Annotated in this window: 20 protein-coding genes; 11 read left to right on the top strand and 9 right to left on the bottom strand. The window is 57.0% G+C overall.

Features of this window, described 5'->3' with window-relative positions; genetic code table 11:
* Positions 1 to 120: 120 nt before the first annotated feature.
* The 3 genes from I6F33_RS34570 to I6F33_RS34580 all read right to left on the bottom strand — a co-directional run bounded on the left by I6F33_RS34570 (position 121) and on the right by I6F33_RS34580 (position 2,312).
* Positions 121 to 1,310 (bottom strand): IS3 family transposase gene (locus tag I6F33_RS34570; protein ID WP_225145499.1). Its coding sequence is split into 2 segments (ribosomal slippage): positions 121 to 1,061 and positions 1,061 to 1,310, totalling 1,191 coding nucleotides; the frame shifts between segments, so codons are not numbered across the junction.
* A 245-nt stretch (positions 1,311 to 1,555) separates the two neighbouring features.
* Positions 1,556 to 2,083 carry a hypothetical protein gene (locus I6F33_RS34575; protein ID WP_225145500.1) on the bottom strand — a complete coding sequence of 176 codons (528 nt, stop codon included), beginning with the start codon at positions 2,081 to 2,083 and terminating at the stop codon, positions 1,556 to 1,558.
* A complete protein-coding gene (locus I6F33_RS34580) occupies positions 2,070 to 2,312 on the bottom strand; it encodes a DUF4160 domain-containing protein (RefSeq protein ID WP_225145501.1) in 243 nt (80 codons plus the stop codon). Before I6F33_RS34580 ends, I6F33_RS34575 begins: the two co-directional genes overlap by 14 nt.
* A 166-nt stretch (positions 2,313 to 2,478) precedes the next feature.
* Between I6F33_RS34580 and I6F33_RS34585 the strand changes: the two genes are divergently transcribed.
* On the top strand, positions 2,479 to 3,783 hold the full coding sequence (locus tag I6F33_RS34585) for a hypothetical protein (protein ID WP_225145502.1): 1,305 nt from the start codon (positions 2,479 to 2,481) through the stop codon (positions 3,781 to 3,783).
* A gap of 84 nt (positions 3,784 to 3,867) precedes the next feature.
* Here I6F33_RS34585 and I6F33_RS34590 read toward each other — a convergent pair whose 3' ends face one another.
* Positions 3,868 to 4,953 carry a HigA family addiction module antitoxin gene (locus I6F33_RS34590; protein WP_225145503.1) on the bottom strand — a complete coding sequence of 362 codons (1,086 nt, stop codon included), beginning with the start codon at positions 4,951 to 4,953 and terminating at the stop codon, positions 3,868 to 3,870.
* A 25-nt stretch (positions 4,954 to 4,978) separates the two neighbouring features.
* A complete protein-coding gene (locus tag I6F33_RS34595; RefSeq protein ID WP_225145504.1) occupies positions 4,979 to 5,419 on the bottom strand; it encodes a hypothetical protein in 441 nt (146 codons plus the stop codon).
* Positions 5,420 to 5,469: 50 nt separating this feature from the next.
* Here I6F33_RS34595 and I6F33_RS34600 point away from each other — a divergent pair, with 50 nt between their 5' ends.
* The 8 genes from I6F33_RS34600 (at position 5,470) to I6F33_RS34635 (ending at position 13,077) form a co-directional block, all read left to right on the top strand.
* A complete protein-coding gene (locus I6F33_RS34600; protein WP_225145505.1) occupies positions 5,470 to 5,991 on the top strand; it encodes a hypothetical protein in 522 nt (173 codons plus the stop codon).
* Complete coding sequence (locus I6F33_RS34605; protein WP_128948228.1) at positions 5,991 to 6,386, top strand: E2/UBC family protein; 396 nt, start codon at positions 5,991 to 5,993, stop codon at positions 6,384 to 6,386. Before I6F33_RS34600 ends, I6F33_RS34605 begins: the two co-directional genes overlap by 1 nt.
* Positions 6,383 to 7,675 (top strand): ThiF family adenylyltransferase, encoded by a 1,293-nt coding sequence (locus I6F33_RS34610; protein ID WP_225145506.1) that lies wholly within the window; start codon positions 6,383 to 6,385, stop codon positions 7,673 to 7,675. Before I6F33_RS34605 ends, I6F33_RS34610 begins: the two co-directional genes overlap by 4 nt.
* The gene (locus I6F33_RS34615) at positions 7,668 to 8,219 is read left to right on the top strand and encodes a DUF6527 family protein (protein WP_128948226.1); all 552 of its coding nucleotides are present in this window, start codon (positions 7,668 to 7,670) and stop codon (positions 8,217 to 8,219) included. The genes I6F33_RS34610 and I6F33_RS34615 overlap by 8 nt, the downstream gene beginning before the upstream one ends.
* Positions 8,220 to 8,477: a multiubiquitin domain-containing protein gene (locus I6F33_RS34620; RefSeq protein ID WP_225145507.1), complete on the top strand. Its 258-nt coding sequence runs from the start codon at positions 8,220 to 8,222 to the stop codon at positions 8,475 to 8,477. It abuts the gene before it with no gap.
* A 283-nt stretch (positions 8,478 to 8,760) separates the two neighbouring features.
* The gene (locus tag I6F33_RS34625; protein WP_225145508.1) at positions 8,761 to 9,951 is read left to right on the top strand and encodes a phosphotransferase; all 1,191 of its coding nucleotides are present in this window, start codon (positions 8,761 to 8,763) and stop codon (positions 9,949 to 9,951) included.
* A 331-nt stretch (positions 9,952 to 10,282) separates the two neighbouring features.
* On the top strand, positions 10,283 to 11,629 hold the full coding sequence (locus tag I6F33_RS34630; RefSeq protein ID WP_225145509.1) for a DUF4365 domain-containing protein: 1,347 nt from the start codon (positions 10,283 to 10,285) through the stop codon (positions 11,627 to 11,629).
* Between the two features lie 26 nt (positions 11,630 to 11,655).
* Entirely contained in the window at positions 11,656 to 13,077 is a 1,422-nt protein-coding gene (locus I6F33_RS34635) for a hypothetical protein (protein ID WP_225145510.1), read from the top strand.
* An 11-nt stretch (positions 13,078 to 13,088) separates the two neighbouring features.
* Here I6F33_RS34635 and I6F33_RS34640 read toward each other — a convergent pair whose 3' ends face one another.
* Positions 13,089 to 15,812 (bottom strand): hypothetical protein, encoded by a 2,724-nt coding sequence (locus I6F33_RS34640; RefSeq protein ID WP_225145511.1) that lies wholly within the window; start codon positions 15,810 to 15,812, stop codon positions 13,089 to 13,091.
* A 518-nt stretch (positions 15,813 to 16,330) separates the two neighbouring features.
* Here I6F33_RS34640 and I6F33_RS38420 point away from each other — a divergent pair.
* Positions 16,331 to 16,462: a hypothetical protein gene (locus I6F33_RS38420; RefSeq protein ID WP_276573712.1), complete on the top strand. Its 132-nt coding sequence runs from the start codon at positions 16,331 to 16,333 to the stop codon at positions 16,460 to 16,462.
* Between the two features lie 14 nt (positions 16,463 to 16,476).
* Positions 16,477 to 16,767: a hypothetical protein gene (locus I6F33_RS34645; protein ID WP_225145512.1), complete on the top strand. Its 291-nt coding sequence runs from the start codon at positions 16,477 to 16,479 to the stop codon at positions 16,765 to 16,767.
* A 344-nt stretch (positions 16,768 to 17,111) separates the two neighbouring features.
* Here the strand turns inward: I6F33_RS34645 and I6F33_RS34650 are convergent, their stop codons facing one another.
* The 3 genes from I6F33_RS34650 to I6F33_RS34660 all read right to left on the bottom strand — a co-directional run bounded on the left by I6F33_RS34650 (position 17,112) and on the right by I6F33_RS34660 (position 19,704).
* Complete coding sequence (locus I6F33_RS34650; RefSeq protein WP_225145513.1) at positions 17,112 to 17,594, bottom strand: hypothetical protein; 483 nt, start codon at positions 17,592 to 17,594, stop codon at positions 17,112 to 17,114.
* A gap of 31 nt (positions 17,595 to 17,625) precedes the next feature.
* Positions 17,626 to 18,339 carry a hypothetical protein gene (locus I6F33_RS34655; protein ID WP_225145514.1) on the bottom strand — a complete coding sequence of 238 codons (714 nt, stop codon included), beginning with the start codon at positions 18,337 to 18,339 and terminating at the stop codon, positions 17,626 to 17,628.
* An 81-nt stretch (positions 18,340 to 18,420) separates the two neighbouring features.
* Entirely contained in the window at positions 18,421 to 19,704 is a 1,284-nt protein-coding gene (locus I6F33_RS34660; protein WP_225145515.1) for a hypothetical protein, read from the bottom strand.
* Between the last annotated feature and the right edge of the window lie 166 nt (positions 19,705 to 19,870).

A 19,870-nucleotide genomic window follows, 5' to 3' on the forward strand; every position in this document is an offset into this window, starting at 1 on the left:
GATCGAGCCCGATGGTGATAACCTGTTTCACGGAACGGTCCCTCCTTTGTGGCGTTCGAACAACGACCACGTTCTAGCACTTTGATGCTGTTGGAGCGGGCCGTTCCACCACATCAAGTTTTATCCAATCCTGAGTTCGCTCCGGCTATTGGATTTGCCCGGTTGGGTGGTGGTAGCGACGGGAGCTGGCGCGGAGCCCTCGGCATAGCGCAGCGCCAGATCCCGGCGCGGTTGGCAGGTGACTGCAAACTCGGACGGGGTCTTCCATCCGAGCCGCGAGTGTGGGCGTGCATCGTTGTAATCGGCGCGCCAGCATCCGAGCACGACGCGGGCCTGGGCCAGCGAGGTAAACAGCGTCTCGTTCAACATTTCATCCCGCAGCCGGCCGTTGAAGCTCTCGATGAAGGCATTCTGCATGGGCTTGCCTGGCGCGATGTAGTGCCAGGCGACGCGGCTCTGATCGGCCCATGTCAGGATGGCGTTGCTGGTGAGTTCGGTGCCGTTGTCGCTGACCACCATTTTCGGCTTGCCGCGCTCCATCACCAGCCGGTCCAGCTCCCGCGCCACGCGGGTGCCGGAGAGTGAAGTATCGGCCACCAGCGCCAGGCACTCGCGGGTGCAATCATCGACAACGGTGAGGATACGGAAGCGGCGGCCGTCGGTGAGTTGATCCGACACGAAGTCGAGCGACCAGCGGTCGTTCGGCGCCATCGCCACCGTCATCGGCGCCCGGGTCCCGATCGCCCGCTTGCGGCCGCCACGGCGGCGCACCGCGAGCCGCTCTTCCCGGTACAGCCGGAACAGCTTCTTGTGGTTGACCAGATAGCCCTCCCGCTTGAGCAGCACATGCAGGCGCCGATAGCCGAAACGACGACGTTCCTGGGCGATTGCCCGCATGCGCTGGCGAAGGCCGGCTTCGTCCGCCCGGGTCGTTTGGTATCTCATGGTCATGCGGCAGCAGCCGATGGCTTTACACGCCCGCCGTTCGCTCATCCCGAACGCGCCTCGGAGATGGGCGACAGCTTTCCGCTTGGCCGCGGGCGTCACCATTTCTTTCCCACGAGATCCTTCAAGGCGGCGTTGTCCAGCATGGCGTCGGCCAAAAGGCGCTTCAGCCGTGTGTTCTCGTCCTCCAGGGTCTTCAGCCGCTTGGCCTCCGACACCTCCATTCCACCGAACTTCGCCTTCCATTTGTAGATGCTGGCGTCGCTGACGCCATGCTTGCGGCACAGATCGGCAACCGACACGCCGGCCTCATGCTCCTTCAAAATCCCGATGATCTGCTCTTCCGAAAAGCGGCTGCGCTTCATGTTCTGGTCCTTGTTGTGGGCCAGAACGAACTTCAAACTGGATTAAGCCCGTGGGGCAAGGTCAAAGCGATGCTCAGGGCAGCCAGCGAGTCCGCGATGCTATTTAAAGCAAGGTTTCGGGACTTGGGCCAGACCTCTTGCCAGGACGGGCGAACGAGATTCTTACAATAATCCTGGCGCTGCTGAAAACGGACTCGGATACGAACAAGTCCGGAGCAGCACATGCTTTGGCAGATCAATAGAATTTAAGCCGCCTTGTTGTTTTTAGCATGCTCATCCTTTTCAACCTTCTCAGCCATAGATTTGGCCCGTCGATACGCGTCGAAACCATAGCAAGCCCAAGCCACGATCCGGGGAATAGGGCCGGTTGTTGCGTAGGTCGCAATCTGGCGTCGACTGCGTCCAAGATGGGCCGCGGCCGCCTCTTGAGTCAGGTTGTTGCGCGCGAGAAAGGTTGCAAACTCCTTGGGCGTAATGATCTGCTCAGCTAGCGCATAGATCATATCCGCCGACATCGTGAGATCATCGCCACCATCCCAAATGACCGCGTCCCCATCGTCGTCGACAAGGCGCGCCGTCAAAAACCGGCCTTCCTCACGAAGCGGTTTGTAGATTTTGTAACTGAAGATTATTGGACTGATATCAATAGCATCCTCCCGCCCGGCGCGTGGACCATCCGCCCACTTCACGGCGATGGTGTAGGGAGCGAAGGGCTTAATCGATGCCATGCGAGGAAGCGGAATTCCGCTATCGATAGTCTCATTCTCGCTCATTTAGCCTTCTCCACTCTGCTGCCAGAAACGCTTGATTTTCCGCCTTCTTTGCCCACGCGATTACTTCGTCTAGATCCTTCTTCGATGCCTTCCCTTTAATGACGCTCAGCGTCACCAAATCGACAAGTGCGTTCGAATTCGGTCCTTTGATGTGGAAGTGAGGCGGGTTGTGGTCTCCCGGATAAATGTATATCTTACAGTTACTTAGACCGGCGTCTATGCTTGCCATCACAGCCTCTATAACGTAAGCCTAGTGCAATGGTTGCACAATGTAAATGAATAAATTGTGAAGCTATTGCACAATTCGAGAATTGCGGCGGTTTAGTAAGAACACAACCTTAGCGGTTATTTTGGCGCTGCAAATACCCCTTCTCAGAATGCGGCATGGGTCCATTGTGAAACACATTGCTGTTGCATCTACCGCTGAAATTCGTCGAGCTTTGGCCGACCTGCCTGGCAACGCCCTCTTTCGTGGTCAAGTGGCTCACTATGAGAAGAATGGAATTCCATCTGTCGTCACATCGTTCGACAGAAAGGGCTGCATTCCCAGTGAAATGGTCAAATGGTGCCAGTATGCGAGCAACGTGCTCGAGGCTTTCATTGGGGACTCCGTTTCCTCGTTAGACTTCACTCAGGCATTGCTGCAGCATTATGGCTGGCGATCGTTCTTTGTCGATTGCTCAGCAAGTGCGGCCGTGTCGTCCTGGTTCGCTAGCCACGTCTACTCCGAACGCGAGAGATTTGATCTCTGTGAGGATTATGAGGAGCGAGCTGTGATGCTCCTCAAACGGATGGCCCATTACGACTACGCCGAAGGAGATGGGCATCTTTATGTTTTCGACCGCCCCTTGTCTCAGAAGCTCGTCGGCGTCACAGATCTTGCAGCCCTAAAGCTTTCGAACGCACGCGCGCGTACAGAGGCGCAGAGCGCATGGCTTCTGGGGCCCCTCAACAATGCGGCGGTACCCCTCGAATGCTTTGTTGCGCATATCAGAGCAAGCCGATCCGTATTTCGTGATTACGCCTCCGAAGAAGGCTTCCTTCAGACAGATGATCTTTTCCCGTCAACAAAGGAAGATCCGATCCTGCGGGCTTTGCTAGGATTGCCGTGGAAGAGGATCGATCAGCGCAATAACGATACAGGCTTGCTCGTCTTTAGGCGCGCTCTCGAGCTTCCCGAATATCAGGACAGCTTCATCAAAATTGCGTCTGCCTCAACTGCATTCTTCCAGGGCGCTCGCGCAGCGGACCGTGGCAGCATCGACGGCTGTCGATATGGTGGCATTACAGTTGCGGTGCCCGAAGTCGTTCTGTTTGGAACCGCCGGGGCCGCTCCACTCCGTTTCCCGAAGGTTCAAGAGCTGCTCGCTAAGCATCGAAGCGTTGTATTTGAAGTCGACGAACTCATTCAGCATCCCGCGATGCGGGGCAGGGTCCTGTACCAAAAGGGGATTGCTGTTACGGCCCACGAACCGGATTTAATCGAGCTCTCCGCGCTGCTCGTCGAGCACCCCGGGCTGGACATGACGGCTGCCGGCCTGAACCGCGGTTGGTTCTATCGTGTGGGTGGGGACGGTGCTTGGAAACGGGAGTCGCACCCGGATGAGTGTGATTGCGGCAACGAACCAACTCATCTGCGTCATATCTCTTCGCTACACATCGCAGAGCACCACCTCGCTAGCGGCAATTTGGCAGACTAGAAGAAACGCTCGCTGTTCGGACTTTCTATCCAAGCTGGGCGAATAGAGGCTGCGCGAACGCTTTTGCAGTCACCGCAACAGGCGTCACTTTTTCCAAACAAACCGCTGCTTAAGATTGTTCAACTGCCTGTATGTGAGATGCTCTCTCTTCTGGAGTTGCCCCACCACGATGCCAGGGGCAATTCCCTGCTCGCTCGCAAACTCCACGACTGCATCTTCAGAAAAGTCTCCGGAGCGAATGAACCGGGCGAGCCCTGCTGCGGGGATCAAGAACTCGGTAGCCCATCGATTGGCTTCCTCTTCCTCAGTCGTGTTAGCCTCAGGATCGACGACGAAGACCGTTTTGCGGCTATGAAGGAGGAGATGCGCCGCTTCATGGAAGAACGTGAACCAGAAGTGGTCGTTAGCCTTATGTCTCATGGTTTGTTGAATTAGAGCCTTCCGCGGCGTCAACCAACGAGAGATTCCGCTTAGGGCCATCTTTCCAAGTGGACGCGCAAGCACAAATGCGACCCCCGCGCGGGAGCAAATGCTCTCGATTTGAGGAAGAACTTCGTCAACACTTTCGACCGTCAATGCTCTGAGCCGCGTAAGCGATTTCAGGAATGTCGCGCGATCGAAATCCTTGCAATCGATGGCGTCAGCCTCGATCTCGCCAATACGAAGCCACGCGTACAAGGACTTTTTATCCGTCTGGAAGGAAGGTGAGTGACGGTATGCAATCGAGTACGAAGCAAATGAAGCTTCGCACGCGTCTATGCCGGCCACTCCGAAGAATTGGAGCAGCTTGCGCACGCTATCCGCATGGTCCCTTGGCTGGGCAATCACCCCTCTTTCCTGCAATTCGCGCAGGGGAAATTCACGCGCCCAAGAAAAGCTATCGGATAGTTTGACCTCTTCGAGCTGTCTGGCGAGATGTAGGCGGTACTCGGACTCAAGATTGAGCCAGACCGTCGCATTCACATTTGTCACCTTTTCAAACTGCAAGGCTGTCTCTGGTTCAACGGGTGCCTTGCCCGAAAGTATTTCGACAATCAGTTTCGCGGAGCGCCCGCAACGGCGAGCGAGTTCTCTCGCCGAGATTCCCATCGCGTCGAGATTTTCCTCGAGAAACGTGCCTGGACTGAGCGCGTAGTCCGGCTCGAATATGTGCTGCTCCTGCGGCATCATTCTTCTCCGTTTGCTTCTCCCCGCGTCATTCGACGGCAAGGATTTTCACGGTTTTGATCGTGGATTGCGGGGTCCGGCTGCCCTCGGCCGCGAAGCGAAGCACCTTAGGGGGCAGCAGATCCAACGTGTACTCGCCGCGCGAAATCTTGTTCAGGCGGTAGGGCTGGCATGTCGGGACCATTGCCAGGTTCGGTGCGGCCCTGAGCAGCAGCAGCCGCGACTTGATCTTTCCCGAAAGACTGGGCCCGAAGCGCCGATCGAGCAGCTCGGCGGTAGAGAAGAGACGCTGCTCGGCAGCGCTTCCAAACAATATCAACAAGATAAGCCCAATGATTCGTTTAGCAATAGGAAACACTTTTTTAAGAGAGGCGCAATTGGGGATGGCGCGCGGGCCACAACCATTTGAAATGAAAAGCGTTACGCAATAGGTAACGGATTTGTTTGACTTCGCCGGCGAATCTGCCATGTTCCCCGTCACGGGGCGCCGAACCGCGCCAGACACAGGAGACCAGGCTGATGAGCCACGGCGCTAAGATCAATATCTCGGTCGAATACCTCCCGACCGGAGACAAGTTGGAGGACCATGCCGCGGACCGGAATGAGACGGTCGGTACCCTGAAGACCAGAGTGCTCGCGGCCTTCAGTCTGACGGAAGGGGTGGACGACAAGGGGCAGTTGCTCACCTATGTTCTCTTCCACGCACGCGTGCCGTTGCTCGATCCCGATGTGACGATCGGCTCTGTCGCCGGCGAGGTCGGCCACATCAAGTTGGAGCTGGAGCGGGAACGCCATTTCTTCTACTATCTGAAGAACAAGATCGTCTCGCCGACGGCAAGCGCGACCGGCGCCCAGATCAAGGCGATGATCAAGGCAGTCGACCCGTCGTTCGATCTCACCCATGTCCTGATCGAAGAGGGTCAGGGCGGCCACGAGGATCAGGCCATCAACGACAACCAGACCGTATCGTTGGAAGTCGATGCGACGCATCCAGCGAAGCATTTCTTCTCGAAGCCGCCGACGACCTTCGGAGCCGGCTGATGCTTTCGCAGGTCACGCAACGCCAGTTTGAACGGGTCCGGGAGCGCTATCCCTCGGCCACCCTGCAACCGCTACCGTCGGGCGCGGGACTGTTGAGCATTCCTGACGTGACACTGCCCACCGGTTGGTCGGCGGCGCGCACTGCGATCCACTTCTTGGTGCCGATCGGCTACCCTGGTCCCACTCCCGACTGCTTCTGGGCGGATCAGGGATTGCTCCTCTCCTCAGGCGTCCCGCCGCAAGCGAGTAACGTGACCAACATCCCGGAAACTTCGATCGTCGGCCGCTGGTTCTCCTGGCACGTGGTCGACGCGCAGAACAACTGGAATCCCAACCGGGACGACCTGATGACTTACGTGTCGATCGTCTTGGACCGCTTCAGGCAGCCTCAATGATCCGATTGGTCTTCGGCCAAGGCGACTTCGAGCGCTTGCGCCATGACATCTGGCACTCGACCCTGGAATCGGCGGCGATCCTCCTCTGCGAACCTGAGAGTCGGAGCGGTGACTGGCACTTGGCCGTACGCGAAATGCATGTCGTCCCGGAAGATCAGTACGAGGTGAGGACGGCGGTCGCAATTCGACTGAGTCCGAGTTTCGGTCTCCCGATTGAGAAGAAGGCAAGCCTGAACGGCTGGTCGCTGGTATATTGCCACACGCATCCGCATCAGGCTGCGCCTGCGACTTTCTCGCCGATCGACGACAATGCCGAGGTGGCGTTGGCGGAGTACGCGAAGAGACGCAGCCCGTCAGTTCCCCATTGCGCGTTGCTGTTCGCAAAGGAATCGCACGCCGCGCGCGTGTTGGGTTCGCAGGAGATCGTAACCGTGGGTCAAGACGACGCTGGCACCGACTACGACAGGCAAATCCGGGCCTTTGGCTCGGACGGTCAGGCCAAACTGGAGCGTCTTCGCATCGCTGTGGTGGGCGCGGGCGGCACTGGATCAGTCGTCACCCAACAACTCGCCTATCTCGGCGTAAGAAACTTCCTGCTGATCGACCCCGATACCGTCGAGCGCACCAACCTAAACCGGACCGTGGGAGCCACTCCGAACGATATCGGCAACGCCAAGGTCGCGGTGGCGCAGCGTCTCATCCATTCATTGCGGCCTGAAGCGGCAGTGCGAAGCATGGTTGCCGACGTCGTAGACGAAGCGACCGCCAAAGAATTGACGTCAGTCGATTTCATCTTCTGCTGCACGGATTCCCACGCGAGCCGTCACTTGATAAATCAGGTGAGCTACCAATACGGCATTTCCGCGATCGATATGGGCGTTGCCATCGATGCAACGGGACCTGCTGTGCGTTTCGCTGGGCACGTGAAGGCTCTAAGCGCTGAGGAGCCGTGCTTGTGGTGTCTAGGACAGCTGGACTCCCGGCAGGTCCGCGAAGAGATGATGACGCCGGAGCAAGAAAAGGCCGATCCCTACTTTTTGGGTCGCCCAGGCGTGGTGCAGCCCGCGGTGGTAAGCATCAATTCGACAGTGGCGTCGGCCGCGGTGACCATGTTTCTATCGATGGTCACGGGCCTGGACGCCCCAGCCCGGTACCTGGTCTACGACGGCAATCGCCAACGTCTGGCTCCCGTACTCGCCCAAAAAGACCCGAACTGCGTATTTTGCGGTCCCGATTCCGCGGCCGGCGCCGGCGACTCACAACCGCTGCCCGTGAGGCGCAATGGCTAGAGCCAAGACGATAACAATGCGCGGACGAGCCGAACGGCATTCCGACGCTGTCGACCTCGTCCCGAACGCCGGCGACGCCGCGCTCGTCTGGAGAGGGAGCCTGAGGTCGATGGCCATCAGGTGTCCCGACGGGTGCGGCGAGGTTATAAGCGTCAATCTTGACCCCCGAACCGGCCCGGCCTGGCGGCTTTTCGAACGGGCTGGCGCCGTAACCCTCTATCCGTCTGTCTGGCGCGAGACCGGCTGCAGGGCTCACTTCATTCTTTGGAGAAACGATCTCATTTGGTGCGACGGGCTCGACTCTCCGCGCTGGAAGGACGAGGAGCTAAAGCGACGGATAAGGAGTATTCTTCCCCCGAAAGGCGCTGCTCATAAGCATTTTGAAGAGCTGGCAGCCCAAATCGATGCTATTCCGTGGGAGGCCCTTTGGGCCTGCAATTCGCTGGTTGCGGACGGGATAGCGAGTTCATCGGTCAAGGGCTCTCGCTTCGGCTTGACCGATGACCGGCCGGCGAGGTTTTCGATCGTCGACAGGAGAGCTTAGGTGAGCAGCGACGACAAGCATGCCGTGGTTCTCAATGGCCAAAGGCTCGAGGTCCCGTCGGCGAAGGTGACCGGTATCCAGCTTCGTCTTCTCGGAGCAGTTCCGGCTGGCTATGAGCTCATCGCGGAGGGACGGGGAACTGACCCGGACCGCGTCTTGACCGATACCGAAGTGCTCGATCTCTCCGGCCCTATCCGACATGTGTTCGCGAAACCACCGACAGCGTTTGGCAGCCTGATCGATCAACGCCATGCGTAGAGATCGGTTGCTCTGGATTGGTGGTGAACCTGGGCCCCTCTGTTTAGCAGAGTGCGCTAGCAGGGCCCTCAAGATAGACCTTCTCGATACCGCGCTGTCGCTAGTTCATCGGACGCAGGGAAGAGCGATTATCATCGCACTCGATGATGGCACTGTCGAAGCGCGGCTGAGCGACGAACTGCGCATCCTGCTGAATGACGCGGCATGTCACGGCATCAAGTGCATCATCACCTGCTCATATTCGGAGTCGCCAAGAGTCGCGGAGATTCTCCAGAAGTGGCGGATGCGTGACATCGTCGACGTCAAATTGCGGGGTCAAGAAGGCCTAATCATTGAGACGATCGCAAGAATCGAGCACGAACCGCCGGTGAGCGAAACGCTCGCCATCACCGGCGCTGATTTGCTCACGGACGAAGAACTCATCCTTCTCAAGCGTGCATTTGGGGACTGCTCTTCGGTCAAATTGGTGAAGCAAACGACTGGTTCCGCAAAAGTCTATTGCGCGTTTGCCAGCCTGTTGAATTCTCGCGTGGGGCCAGTTCCTCTGCCCTTTTTCGTTAAATTCGACAAAGCTCAAAAGATTATGCGTGAGCTGACAAACTACCGGGAGTGCACCACATTGCATGTGCCGTTTAACCAACGGCCCAACCTGGATCATGATCGCTGCCTGCTCGGCCCGACGACCGGGGTCATCGCCGGCAACTTTATCGAACAATCGGAATCTCTCCAGGAGGTCGTAGACCGCGGGGCGGGCCGAGCGCCGCTGCATTCGTTGTTCGAAGGAGCTCTTCGAGGTTGGCGACGCCAGGCGTTCTACGCGCCGCACTGTGTCATCCATGCTAATATCCTGGAAAGGATGCGCCTGTCGCGGCCGAGCACCTATTCCCTGTTTCGTAAGGCCCGGCTGCGCAAGCGACGCGACCAAAATGGCCAGCACTGCGCGGAATACAACGAACTCGAATCGCTCCTGGCGGCGCTGCCGCAGATAAAACACCGTCTTGGCTTGACCCATGGTGACTTGCACGGACAAAACGTCCGGGTCGCCGGCCATGAGGCGATTATGCTTGATTTCGCCTCGATCGAGAACGGCCCGCTCACCTTAGACCCCGCAGCCCTGGATGTATCCTTGATGATCGACACACGGATCGTCAATGGCGACGATTGGATCAAGGTTGCCGAGGAAGCCTACAAGGTTGAGGCGTTGATGGCACCGGCTATCCCTCCGCGACCAGAGGATCCAAGCGCACATTTGCTCGATGCCGTTCAATATGTCCGTCAAATGGCGTTTAGCGTTCAGCTCACACCATACGAGTATCCGTGCGTGATCGCATTGCAGCTTCTGCGCAAGGCGTCCTACGGAGGGGCAGGCGAGGAGCAGGATCGGCGGCGATGCTTCGCATATCGACTCGCCGACCGCATTATCAAGGACATTGCTCGACGAATGCCGGCGCATGTCAAACATAACGTGGCCTAGCCAAGGTCCCACCTCTTTAAGTCGGGCTCCCCCTCCGCCGGCGGCCTATTCGAGCCCGCTCGAGCGTTGGTCGCCTCAGTGACAAAAGCGGCTTGCGGAGGCGTAGTCAACACGCTGGACATGGATTTACTCGCGGGCTGTTGCGCAGTCTTTTCCTCGCGAGCCTAGTGCTGGCGAATCGGCGAGCCGGCTACTAATTTGGCGGATCGGCGAGTGGCCATAGCCACGTCCCACAATAATGCATTTTCTTGCGAGCCAGATTCTTGCCGGCGTATCGCATCAACCGCACGCCCAGACCAGGGGCGCTCAGGATGTCCGTTTTGGAGCAGCGATGAAGAAGATCGGACGCAACGACATTATCGGCCAAAGAGGCATATCCCACATCCAGGATATCGTCCTCTCTATGGGTTTCATGTTCTACCAGACCGGCGGAGTTGAGACTGGCATCGACGGATACATAGAATTACGGGACGCGGAGACAGGCGAAGTCGGCAATCTGGTTCTTCAAGTGCAGGGGAAGGCGACCGAACGTGAACGCCTACAGGGCGACACTGGCGAGACCTTCGAATTTACATGCACGGATGCCGAAATAGGCTACTGGACGCAGGGCACCGCTCCGGTTCTGCTCATTTTCGTGTCGCTGAGGGACAAGAAGGCATACTGGAAGTCTTTGAAAGAGTGGTTCTCCGACCCTGAAAGAGTGAAGTCGCGGAAGGTCGTCTTTCGCAAGGTTGAGGATGAGTTCACTCGCGCCTCGAAGGACACTCTCATCTCGATCGCGTCAGCAGTTAAACCAGGTGCATCTGGTCCGAACGTAAGACGGCACGAGGAGCTTCTCGCAAATCTGGTAGGCGTCACCTTTGCCCCTCGGCTTTATTGGGCACCCACCGAGCACGCGACCGACAAGGCATTCGGAACGGAGCTTCGGGAGATTAAGAAGGACGCCGGCTCTGAGTGGATCGTACGCTCGAAATCAGTCCTATCATTTCACCCGCTCGATGAGTGGCCTTGGAATAAGCTTTGCGATTTCGGCGCGATGGAGGAGTTTGACGTCGAAGAGTGGTCCGACAGTGACGATGAGGATCGGCAGCGAGATTTCGTCGCATTGCTGAACAGAGCGTTGGGGGAGTTCGTCAGGCCCGCGCTATACAACGATCGAGACTCAGGCGTTCTCTACTTTCGAAAGCCAGGCGACCGAGATATTTTGAATTTTGCATATCGAAGCTTGCAGAATACGACGACGCGTCGCGTTGTCGGGAATTACGGAAGAAGCAAAAAAGATCCGACAAATCCATCGTACTGGCGTCATTCGGGCTTTATGCATCGCTTCGTTCGACTAGCAGAAAAATGGTTCATAGAAGTCACACCGACTTATCACTTCACTTACAACGGTCAGGATCCTGACGCCTTTGCTGGTGAGCGGCTTAAGAAGATAAAGGAAATCGAGAACAATGCTGCCGTGATGGGGCAGTTCGTGATGTGGCGGGACTTTCTGATCACCTACCGCATCGGCGACCTCCTCACGGAACGGTATCCGTTCCTGTCATTCGCCGCTACCGAGCCGCTAGAGCTTGATGTTGGTGTGCCTGACGACCTCTGGAAATCACAGGAAGCGGACCCATCATCCCCCCTATTCGAATTCGCCCTCTCAGGCGAGACGGTTGAGGACGCCCAGTGAAGCTTACGCACCTTAGGGAGCCAGCATTGGAGTTTGGCGGCGCCTTTCGCCACGTCGATATTCGATTTGGCGTCATGGATTACGGGCCATTTGACCTCGGGATGGAGGGCGCACCAACCCGGATCAGGCTGGGCATTGTCGGCAGCGCCGATACAGTCGAAGGCACGGCAAGGTGGATCGAACGCAGTGTTGCTGGCTTTCCAGCGAAGACCAGTCGCCAGCCCAATCTTTTTCCAGCCTTTTCAGGCGTCAACTTCGAGACAACGTTCCGGTGTGAGTTCGTCACGTCGGACGAACTTCAACGCGTAATTCCGCAACGTGAGCTGGCCCGCTTGGCGGCGATACCAGGTCAGCGGGAAGTAACCAGGGCAATAGTGGAGGTCCTTTCAAATGAGATCGCTGCCCTATCTGAACGCACCGTAAAGCCACACGTCGTTCTTGTAGCATTGCCTGTCGAAATCATCGAGCGAACCTATAATGCGCGCGACGTTGCCGGAGGCGAGGACGACGACGATGTGGAAGCGGGCCCAGACCTCGACTTTCGAGGCCTCCTGAAGGCTGCATGTATGCGGCTCAGGCTTCCAATTCAGTTGCTTTGGCCGACAACGTTCGATCCTTCTTACAAAATACCGCGTAAACTCAAGGAAACCAGCGAAAGACGAACCCAAGACCCGGCAACCATTGCCTGGAATTTACTGACGGCAACCTATTACAAAGCAGGAGGTCTGCCGTGGCGTCTTGCCCGTGATGCGCGCCAGCTCAGGACGTCTTACGTTGGCCTAAGCTTCTATCGATCCGCAGATGGCGAGCATGTTCATACCAGCACGGCTCAAATGTTCGACGAACGTGGCGAGGGTTTGATCTTGCGCGGCGGGCGAATGGTAGAGAGCGAAGAAGATCGCAAGCCGCATTTGACCGCACAAGACGCCTATGACCTTTTGCGAAACTCTCTGAAGGTGTTCAGAGATCAGCACGGGCACTGGCCGGCTCGCGTGGTGTTGCACAAGACCTCCAAATTTGACCGCAACGAACTCGATGGCTTTCACAAGGCCATCGATGAGCGCGACATAGACTATGCCGACTTCATCTGGATACAGAAGTCAATGACGCGCCTCTACCGAATGGGCATCTACCCCCCGCTCCGCGGCACTTTGCTTCGCTTCGACAAAGACCAAGCGCTTCTCTATACCCGCGGCAGCGTGGACTTCTTTCGAACCTACCCTGGCATGTACGTGCCGCGGCCGTTGATGTTGAGATGCCAGGCACTCGGGCAGCCGCTGCAGCATATCGCGGAAGAAGTGCTGGCTCTTACGAAGATGAATTGGAACAACACCCAATTTGATAATGGGCTACCGATCACAATCGCCGCAGCGAGGCACGTGGGCGAGGTGCTAAAATACGTCCCCGAAGGCCAGGAAATCGCTCCGAGATATAGCTTCTACATGTAGCCTCACTATCGCTATTCGAGCGATCTCGTCCGAACCTTGATCCCGGTGACCACGGTCAAACGTGGATCCTGTTGAAGCAGCGCATCGGTGGCACTGAAGAGTTCACCAAGAGCGCCGTTAGGCCTCAAACTAACCTCGTTTTTCTCCTGCACAGCCTTGAACGCGATCTCCTTCCCATCTTGGCGGACAATATCGTAGACGAAGAAGTCGGGCTCCTCATGGTGCGAGCGAGCCTGGTCAATTCCTCGCACCAATAGAGGAAAGAGCGGGAGGCCGGCACCACGCTCGACGTCGAGGAGAAAGACAAACTCCTGCGGAAAGTATTCCAGCCCCTCATATTCGTACACATCGATAAACGGAGGGGCCACGCCCCGGGCATTGCGAAAAATGCCTTGAAACATGTTCATGCTGAACGGCTTTCGGCGCGCGTCCTCAAAGTAGCCGAACAGCTTGCCGTTCAGGGTTTTCGCGAGGACATTCCCTATTCTTTCAAGAACGCGCGCATAGTCGAGGCCGTCGGCGCGTTTCCCGTGCTTGGCTTGCGCGAGCTGCGACACAGCGTGATTGAGTTCGGCGAGGTATGGCTCTTGAGTTAGGACCAACAACTCCTTGGCAAACTCCCATTTGGCGCCGTTGAGTGAAGCGCATCGCTTCAGCATATCCCAGAGGGGGCCAGCCGAACGCTTTCGGAAGCTTTTGAAGAGAGTGCCCTGCGGGCCACCTAAAGTGCAGTGCTCGGCATAGGCAATATAGGAGGCGAGGCCTAGAGCGGCCTCAAGGGCTTCCCTGCCCCAGCGGTCCATTTGCTCCAACGCCGTCTCTGAAAGGAACCTGGCGAGCGGGTACGCCGCCGGGTATGGAAGAACGTCGATGAGGTCGCTTAGGCCCATCCAAGTCCGATCCATGGCGCGATCGGCGTACGTCTTGATGTCCCCCGCGTTTACGTAGCAGAGCGACGACGTACTAGTGCCAAAGTCGAACCCGAGATAGGTCTCCTCGCCGGCCTCCTCGGCCGCGAACGTCATGTCGACGTAAAAGGGGCGCCCTTTCACGACCGATTGCTGGCCTTGAGAGCCGCGTCCATAGATGAAGGTGGGCTCCGCCGTACCGTCGTCTCGTACGAGAAGCTCCACACCGATGCCACTGCCGAACACGGCATCCTTCGGAGTACTAACGCGCGAATCGAGATTGTGCCGCGCGCCCACCTCTGCTGGATCGAACGACGAACGCATGAAGTAGTATTCAAGCGACTGTGTCGGCGCCTTACTAAGGCGCACCTTCCACCGAAGCGGTCGATTGACCAGACTTCGCAGGCTCGTGGATGATGGAAGCAGCACCCCCAGATCGCTATCAATACCCTCGAGTTCGGGGCTATCGGGCGCGAACTTCTTGAACTCGACGCCGTGGTTGTTAGGGTTCAACCCGAGACACAGGCGATTGTATGTAACCGCGCGAAAGTCTCCCTGTCCCTCGGTGTAATATCTCCGCGCGCATTCGACGGCCAGGCCTTTTGAAACGATCTCTTGGAAGTTCTCGCTAAGTTCGAGTATCTCGGCCTGCCCAAGCTGACCAGCTAAATCTCGTTCGATTAGCGGCTTAAGCCAACCGATATTCGAGGAACCACCTGACAGGAGGACAATCGAAATTGGACGCCCACCGAGCTCCTGCTCTGCGCGCTTGAGAATAGGCAGGATCTCCGGCAGCAACTTCTGCTTCCAGATGCGATCTGAGAATATCGTGCGAAATTCCGTAGGCTCGAAGCGTATGGGCACCCAAGGCGTCGAGTCCTGAAAGGGCTTCTGCGGGATGTCGACGACGCAGGCCGGCGACGCGGATAGGTTCGCATCCAACTTCCACGAGGTTACGCCCGAGGACACGGTCAGCTTAGCCTGCTCCACCGAACGCAGAACACGCCTATAGTTGCGCACAAAGGCTGCGTGATCGCTGCGAACCAACGCGAGGCTTTCTTCGTCAGCATTCTTTAACTGAGGGAAAGCGTCAAGCGCGCGCATAACCGCGGGTTTATCGACAGAGCGATCCAATCCACGAAACAGTAGCTCGCGAGCTATCGCATTGTTAATGACGAAACCACCCACGGGAACCGAGAGCGCAGCGAGAGGCTTCGAATTTCGTCCGCTTTGGCTGATGTCGCCTGCGATAGTGGTCTCAATGATGGAGGCGTCAAACGTTCCACCGCCAAAATCAAACACGAGTGCGATATGCTTTGTTCGCTGAGCTACGAGAGGATGCTTAACGCCATAGCGGTAGTACTGAAAGACCGCAAACGGCTCCGGCATGAAGTCGATTTCGGCAAACTTTCCGGCGAGAATTCGTCGAATGCTGCCTCGGTAGTTCTTTAGCCAATCGTCATGGGTGATCCGGTCGGAACCACCGACGAGCGATAGCGGTTCTGCCACCAATATCCTTGAAGGAGCCTCGTAGCCCTGTCGGCGAATCGTAGCAAGCGCTTGGGCGACTACCGCGTCCATAAAGTCTTTTGCGATACCAAGCGTCGATCGACCGCCCTTTAACTGCGCGAGCTTTACAGGATCATCGTTACCAATCTGAATCTTGAAGTCTTCTCTCAATTCGCTGGCTTGATCGCTGTTCTCAAGCGCGTCAAAACCGACCCAGGACCTTTTATCTTTATAGAGGACTACTGTGGGAATGACCGAATTCGCCTGAACCCTTACTTGGCGGACGCTGTTGATAAAAAGCTCTTTGGCTTGCGACATGCTTGCTCGAAGTTTCAGATATGGCCGCGGTGTAGCGCTCCAACCCAGGAACTAAACGAATCGTGCTGCGCGGCCCCAGAACGAATATTCAATAGGTAGCAAGATCGGAAAAGTACACCATAAACATATACGAATGGCTACCGGGAAAGGACGGGCATACAACGCCTCGATTCGATGCTGCTCTGCGGCGACGCTCGGAATTCGATTGCATTGTATTTGTCAGAGGGCAAATAAAGCCGCGACTAGCTTCAGTACCGATCCTTTAACTGCATCACGTTCGGAAATCTCAGCGAATCAGCACTTATCGATGCGCCTAAAAGAGTTCGTCGCGCCCGCCCGAGCATTATACTAGGTTGGCTAACAAGTCGGCATCGTCGGCTGCGGCTCTATCGATCTAAAGTGGCAGCGCTGCTGGTGCGCGCTATCACTTTGATCGATGACGACGTTGTTTTTAGCGGGCTCGTTCGCAACAACTCTCGGCGACGGCGAAGCGCCCGCCCCTTCCGTAAGCTGCAGGCATGCGCGTCGTCGTGCCCGCCTTGCTGCTCCCCCTATGGGGTGCCAACGCCGTGGCACAGGACTGGGGCAACATGGCCGTGATCTCATCGACGCTGGGCAACAACACCAATCGGCTTTGCATCGGCGACTAAGGGATCTGGTTCAAGTGAATGACGGCGTACTGGTCCTCGCTGGCCCCGACGACGATGTCGCCAATGAGAAGGCCGGTTGGATCCTGGGCCTGTGGGATGGCGTTCACGCCGACGTGGCGAAACTGAAAAACGTTACCGGCCTTGGACTCGATGATGTCAAGCTCCGCAAGTGCGACGATGAGCTCAAGCCGGAGGCGTTGGCGGTGTTGCGAGACGTCAGCGACGAATATGAGCTGGTAATCTTGGCGGATGGTATATGCGACGGCGGACCTTTGAAATTCGTGATCCCACGAAAGCCGCACTAAACTCCGTTCTCGACTGTAAGGGAAATGCCAAGAGCTGGGATCGACGCCAAGATTCCGACGCTTTAATCACGTTGTCCTATCGAGAGGACGCCGCGGGGTCGCGGCATCAGATTTGGCCATCCGTCCAAGGCCGACGCGACGAAATGCCAGTTAGCATCGCCTGGAGGACGCGGCTATGACTGGCGTGGCACAATTTATTCCAGTCACCCGCGTTTCAGTGCAGAAAGTGCCTATCGCATGTTTGCCGAACGGCAAGCTGAAATAGTTAGCCATTCAGGCGCTGTCGCGAGCCGTTAAGCTTGGTATGTGCTCTTCAAGAGCCCTCAACCCATTATAGGCTCATCCTAACCGACCGACTCTATGCGGTCCGAAATCTTTTCCAGATACTGAAATGCGCGGCCAGCGTGTTCACCGGCCCGCTTCATCCATTCTGCGGATTGTTCAATGCGCCGGGCCTCGGGCGGCACTCCTCCGTTCGAGATAGTCAAAAGCTGTTGGCAGACCACCTCAAAGTCCTGCGCGAGATCGTAGATCAGATAGGCGACGTTATCCAGGGTAAGCACATTGGCGAAATACGGCTCTTGCTCGCCCTCTAGCTTCATCTCGACGAACGGCACGAGTACTGTCCGACCCGGCGCAGTTTCCTCACCGGAAGCGACTTTGCTCTCGTCTCCCGCGGCCTCGATATCACCGACCGAAAGGAGCAAGGACATAAGCGAATTTTTCACGACGCTCACATTGTCGAGGAAATCCCCGTACATGCGGATTGCGTCAGGAGTCCGCGCTTCGCTTTCCGAAGCGGCGTCTACGGCCCGGCTACTCGCCATCTGAAATTCTCCGATCCGAACTTACATCCGCTCAAACAGCCACTGCCTTGCTGAATGCAGCGGGTTCGTATTGGTTTGCGCTTCTGGTTGGATGAAGCAGCTCCTTGGCGTTTTGGACCTGCTTCGCTCCCCCGTGTTTGATTGGATGCGAGGTCACTGTCGTCGGCACTCCGACTCGCTTGTGATTGTGTGCTGGTGTTTCTCTTTCGGCGATTAGCTTGGCGGCTCGCAAGCCGACCGAGGTTAGACTGAAAGCCGCGTGCTTACCGAAACTGGTACGCCGGATAAGACCGGCAACCGTCATCATATTCAGCACTCGTGAGAGATTTGCCTGTCCAAGACCAAAATGGCGCAGCAGTGCTGCCCTGTAGATTCGACGATGCGGCTCACGGAAAATCTCCATGAGGATGTCGCGGACATGCTCACGCTGTAACACATCCGCGGATGACAGACGCTCGCCCGCAGTAATGGATTCAGAGACCAACTCCTTCAGCGCACTGATCTTGTCTGCAAAGGTCTTGTGATCGACCTCCAGATAAGCCCCAGTTCGCGCCATAATCTCGTGCCAGCGCCGCAATTCTTCGTCTCGCCGGCCGTCGGACAAGCACTTCCAAGTCCAGGCGCGGAGGGCTCGGTAGATGCTTTCAGCCGCACGGGCGCCGCCGTCGGTTAGGGCAGCACGAATGATGTGCCGCGCTTCCTCGGGAGAGGCATCGCCTAAAGCGATATCGTCGAATGCCAACATGGAACCGCTATCCCATCTAAGGTTTAAGAGATCGTTTTACAACGTTTTACACCCGATTTGGTCCCGAAGTAACCCCATGTTTCATTCTGAAACAAACTGCCATTTCATAAGTGATTTCAAGGAATTGACAGAAATGGAGGCGGGAGACGGCGGCAGGGGTAGGACGTAGCCAAGCTCCTTCTGTGACGCCAAGCGGGCGTCCGTTTGCTGCACCACGAGAGCGCGGGCACCCGTTTTTGCCTGCACCTCCGCCGCGACGTTGAGGTGAGCGACCATAGTGGACTCCTCCCCCATAGATGGCACAGCGAAAAAATCTACCGGCAAGGTAAGGTAAGGCGATGCCATCGACGCCCGATCGCAGAAATCTCGGCAGATGGCCAAGCCGATCAGTTGGCTGTCGGTAATAAGGACGGGGATACATTCCCCCGATTTGATATCCTCTAGACGGCCCTTTTCATCTCGGGCCGGAACAATTTTATCGAATGAGCGGATCACACGTCCGTAACCGTCCAAGACCGTCGCGCGGTTGAAATAGCCTACATCAGTCTCTTCATGCCAGCTTCCGGCGAGCAGCCAGTGAAGAGGGAATTCATCGTCACTGGCAATGGTGCGTTTCCGTAAGAGGTCGCAGATCTTAAGTCGCGTGGGTCGATCGATCGTCAATTCCGGCCAGACGATGCCTGCACAACCATTCGACATCGATTGCTCGATCTGATTGTCCAGAGTTTCATCGATATCGTCGAACGTGACGTTTTCTGCGATGAAGTTGCCTTCGCGAGTTTCGCGAGTGAAAAGCTGAAGGTTGGAGAACAGCGAGGCCGCAACTCCCGACTTCTCGCCAGCTTCCCGTAGGTCTATGCGGATGGGGACGACTTCGAGACCACCTACCTCGGAGGGAAGTAAGCGATGCCTCAGTATTCCGCGTTTGAGATAAGGTCGCCCAGCGAGCCGAGAGTTGTGCAAGTTTCGCGGGCGAGGCACGACGAGCATGTTGGTCGAAGGACAACGCCACTCGTCTAGCTCCGAATCAGGGTCCCCAAAATCCGTCCCGGCGGTCGTGTACAGGTATTCATCGACTGCTCTAATCTGGCTCCCCAGAGAAAGCATCCAGTCCTCTGGGGATAGCGAGCGCGGCGTCCAACGATGAGTGCCCCGCGCCATCGTCTCGATCCGCCGGCCAGCCAAATGTTTTAGGGTCGCTTCCGAAAGTCGCTCGTAGGCCGCGAGAACAGGGACTGGCGCCTCACACGCAAGCAAATGCAGTCGGCACAATACCGTGGTAAGCGGCTTCTTTTCTATCGAAGGTGCAGCAGCAATTTCCGCCTCGAGATTGCGTGCCTTATCGATCCATTCCTGAAAATTCATGCGCCGACTGGTCACCCCCCGCTGCGACAATGCTAGGGCTTGACGCTTCGCGCAAGCTCCGCCGCCCTAGTAATTTCCCTAGGCGGTGGACAACCTGAACGCGACAGGGGCTCGCTTCGGAGGCTAAGTTCGAGTCGAGCGTTTAGGCCGAAGACGGTCAACGCTG

This window comes from Bradyrhizobium sp. BRP20, assembly GCF_020194215.1.
Taxonomy (GTDB): domain Bacteria; phylum Pseudomonadota; class Alphaproteobacteria; order Rhizobiales; family Xanthobacteraceae; genus Bradyrhizobium; species Bradyrhizobium yuanmingense.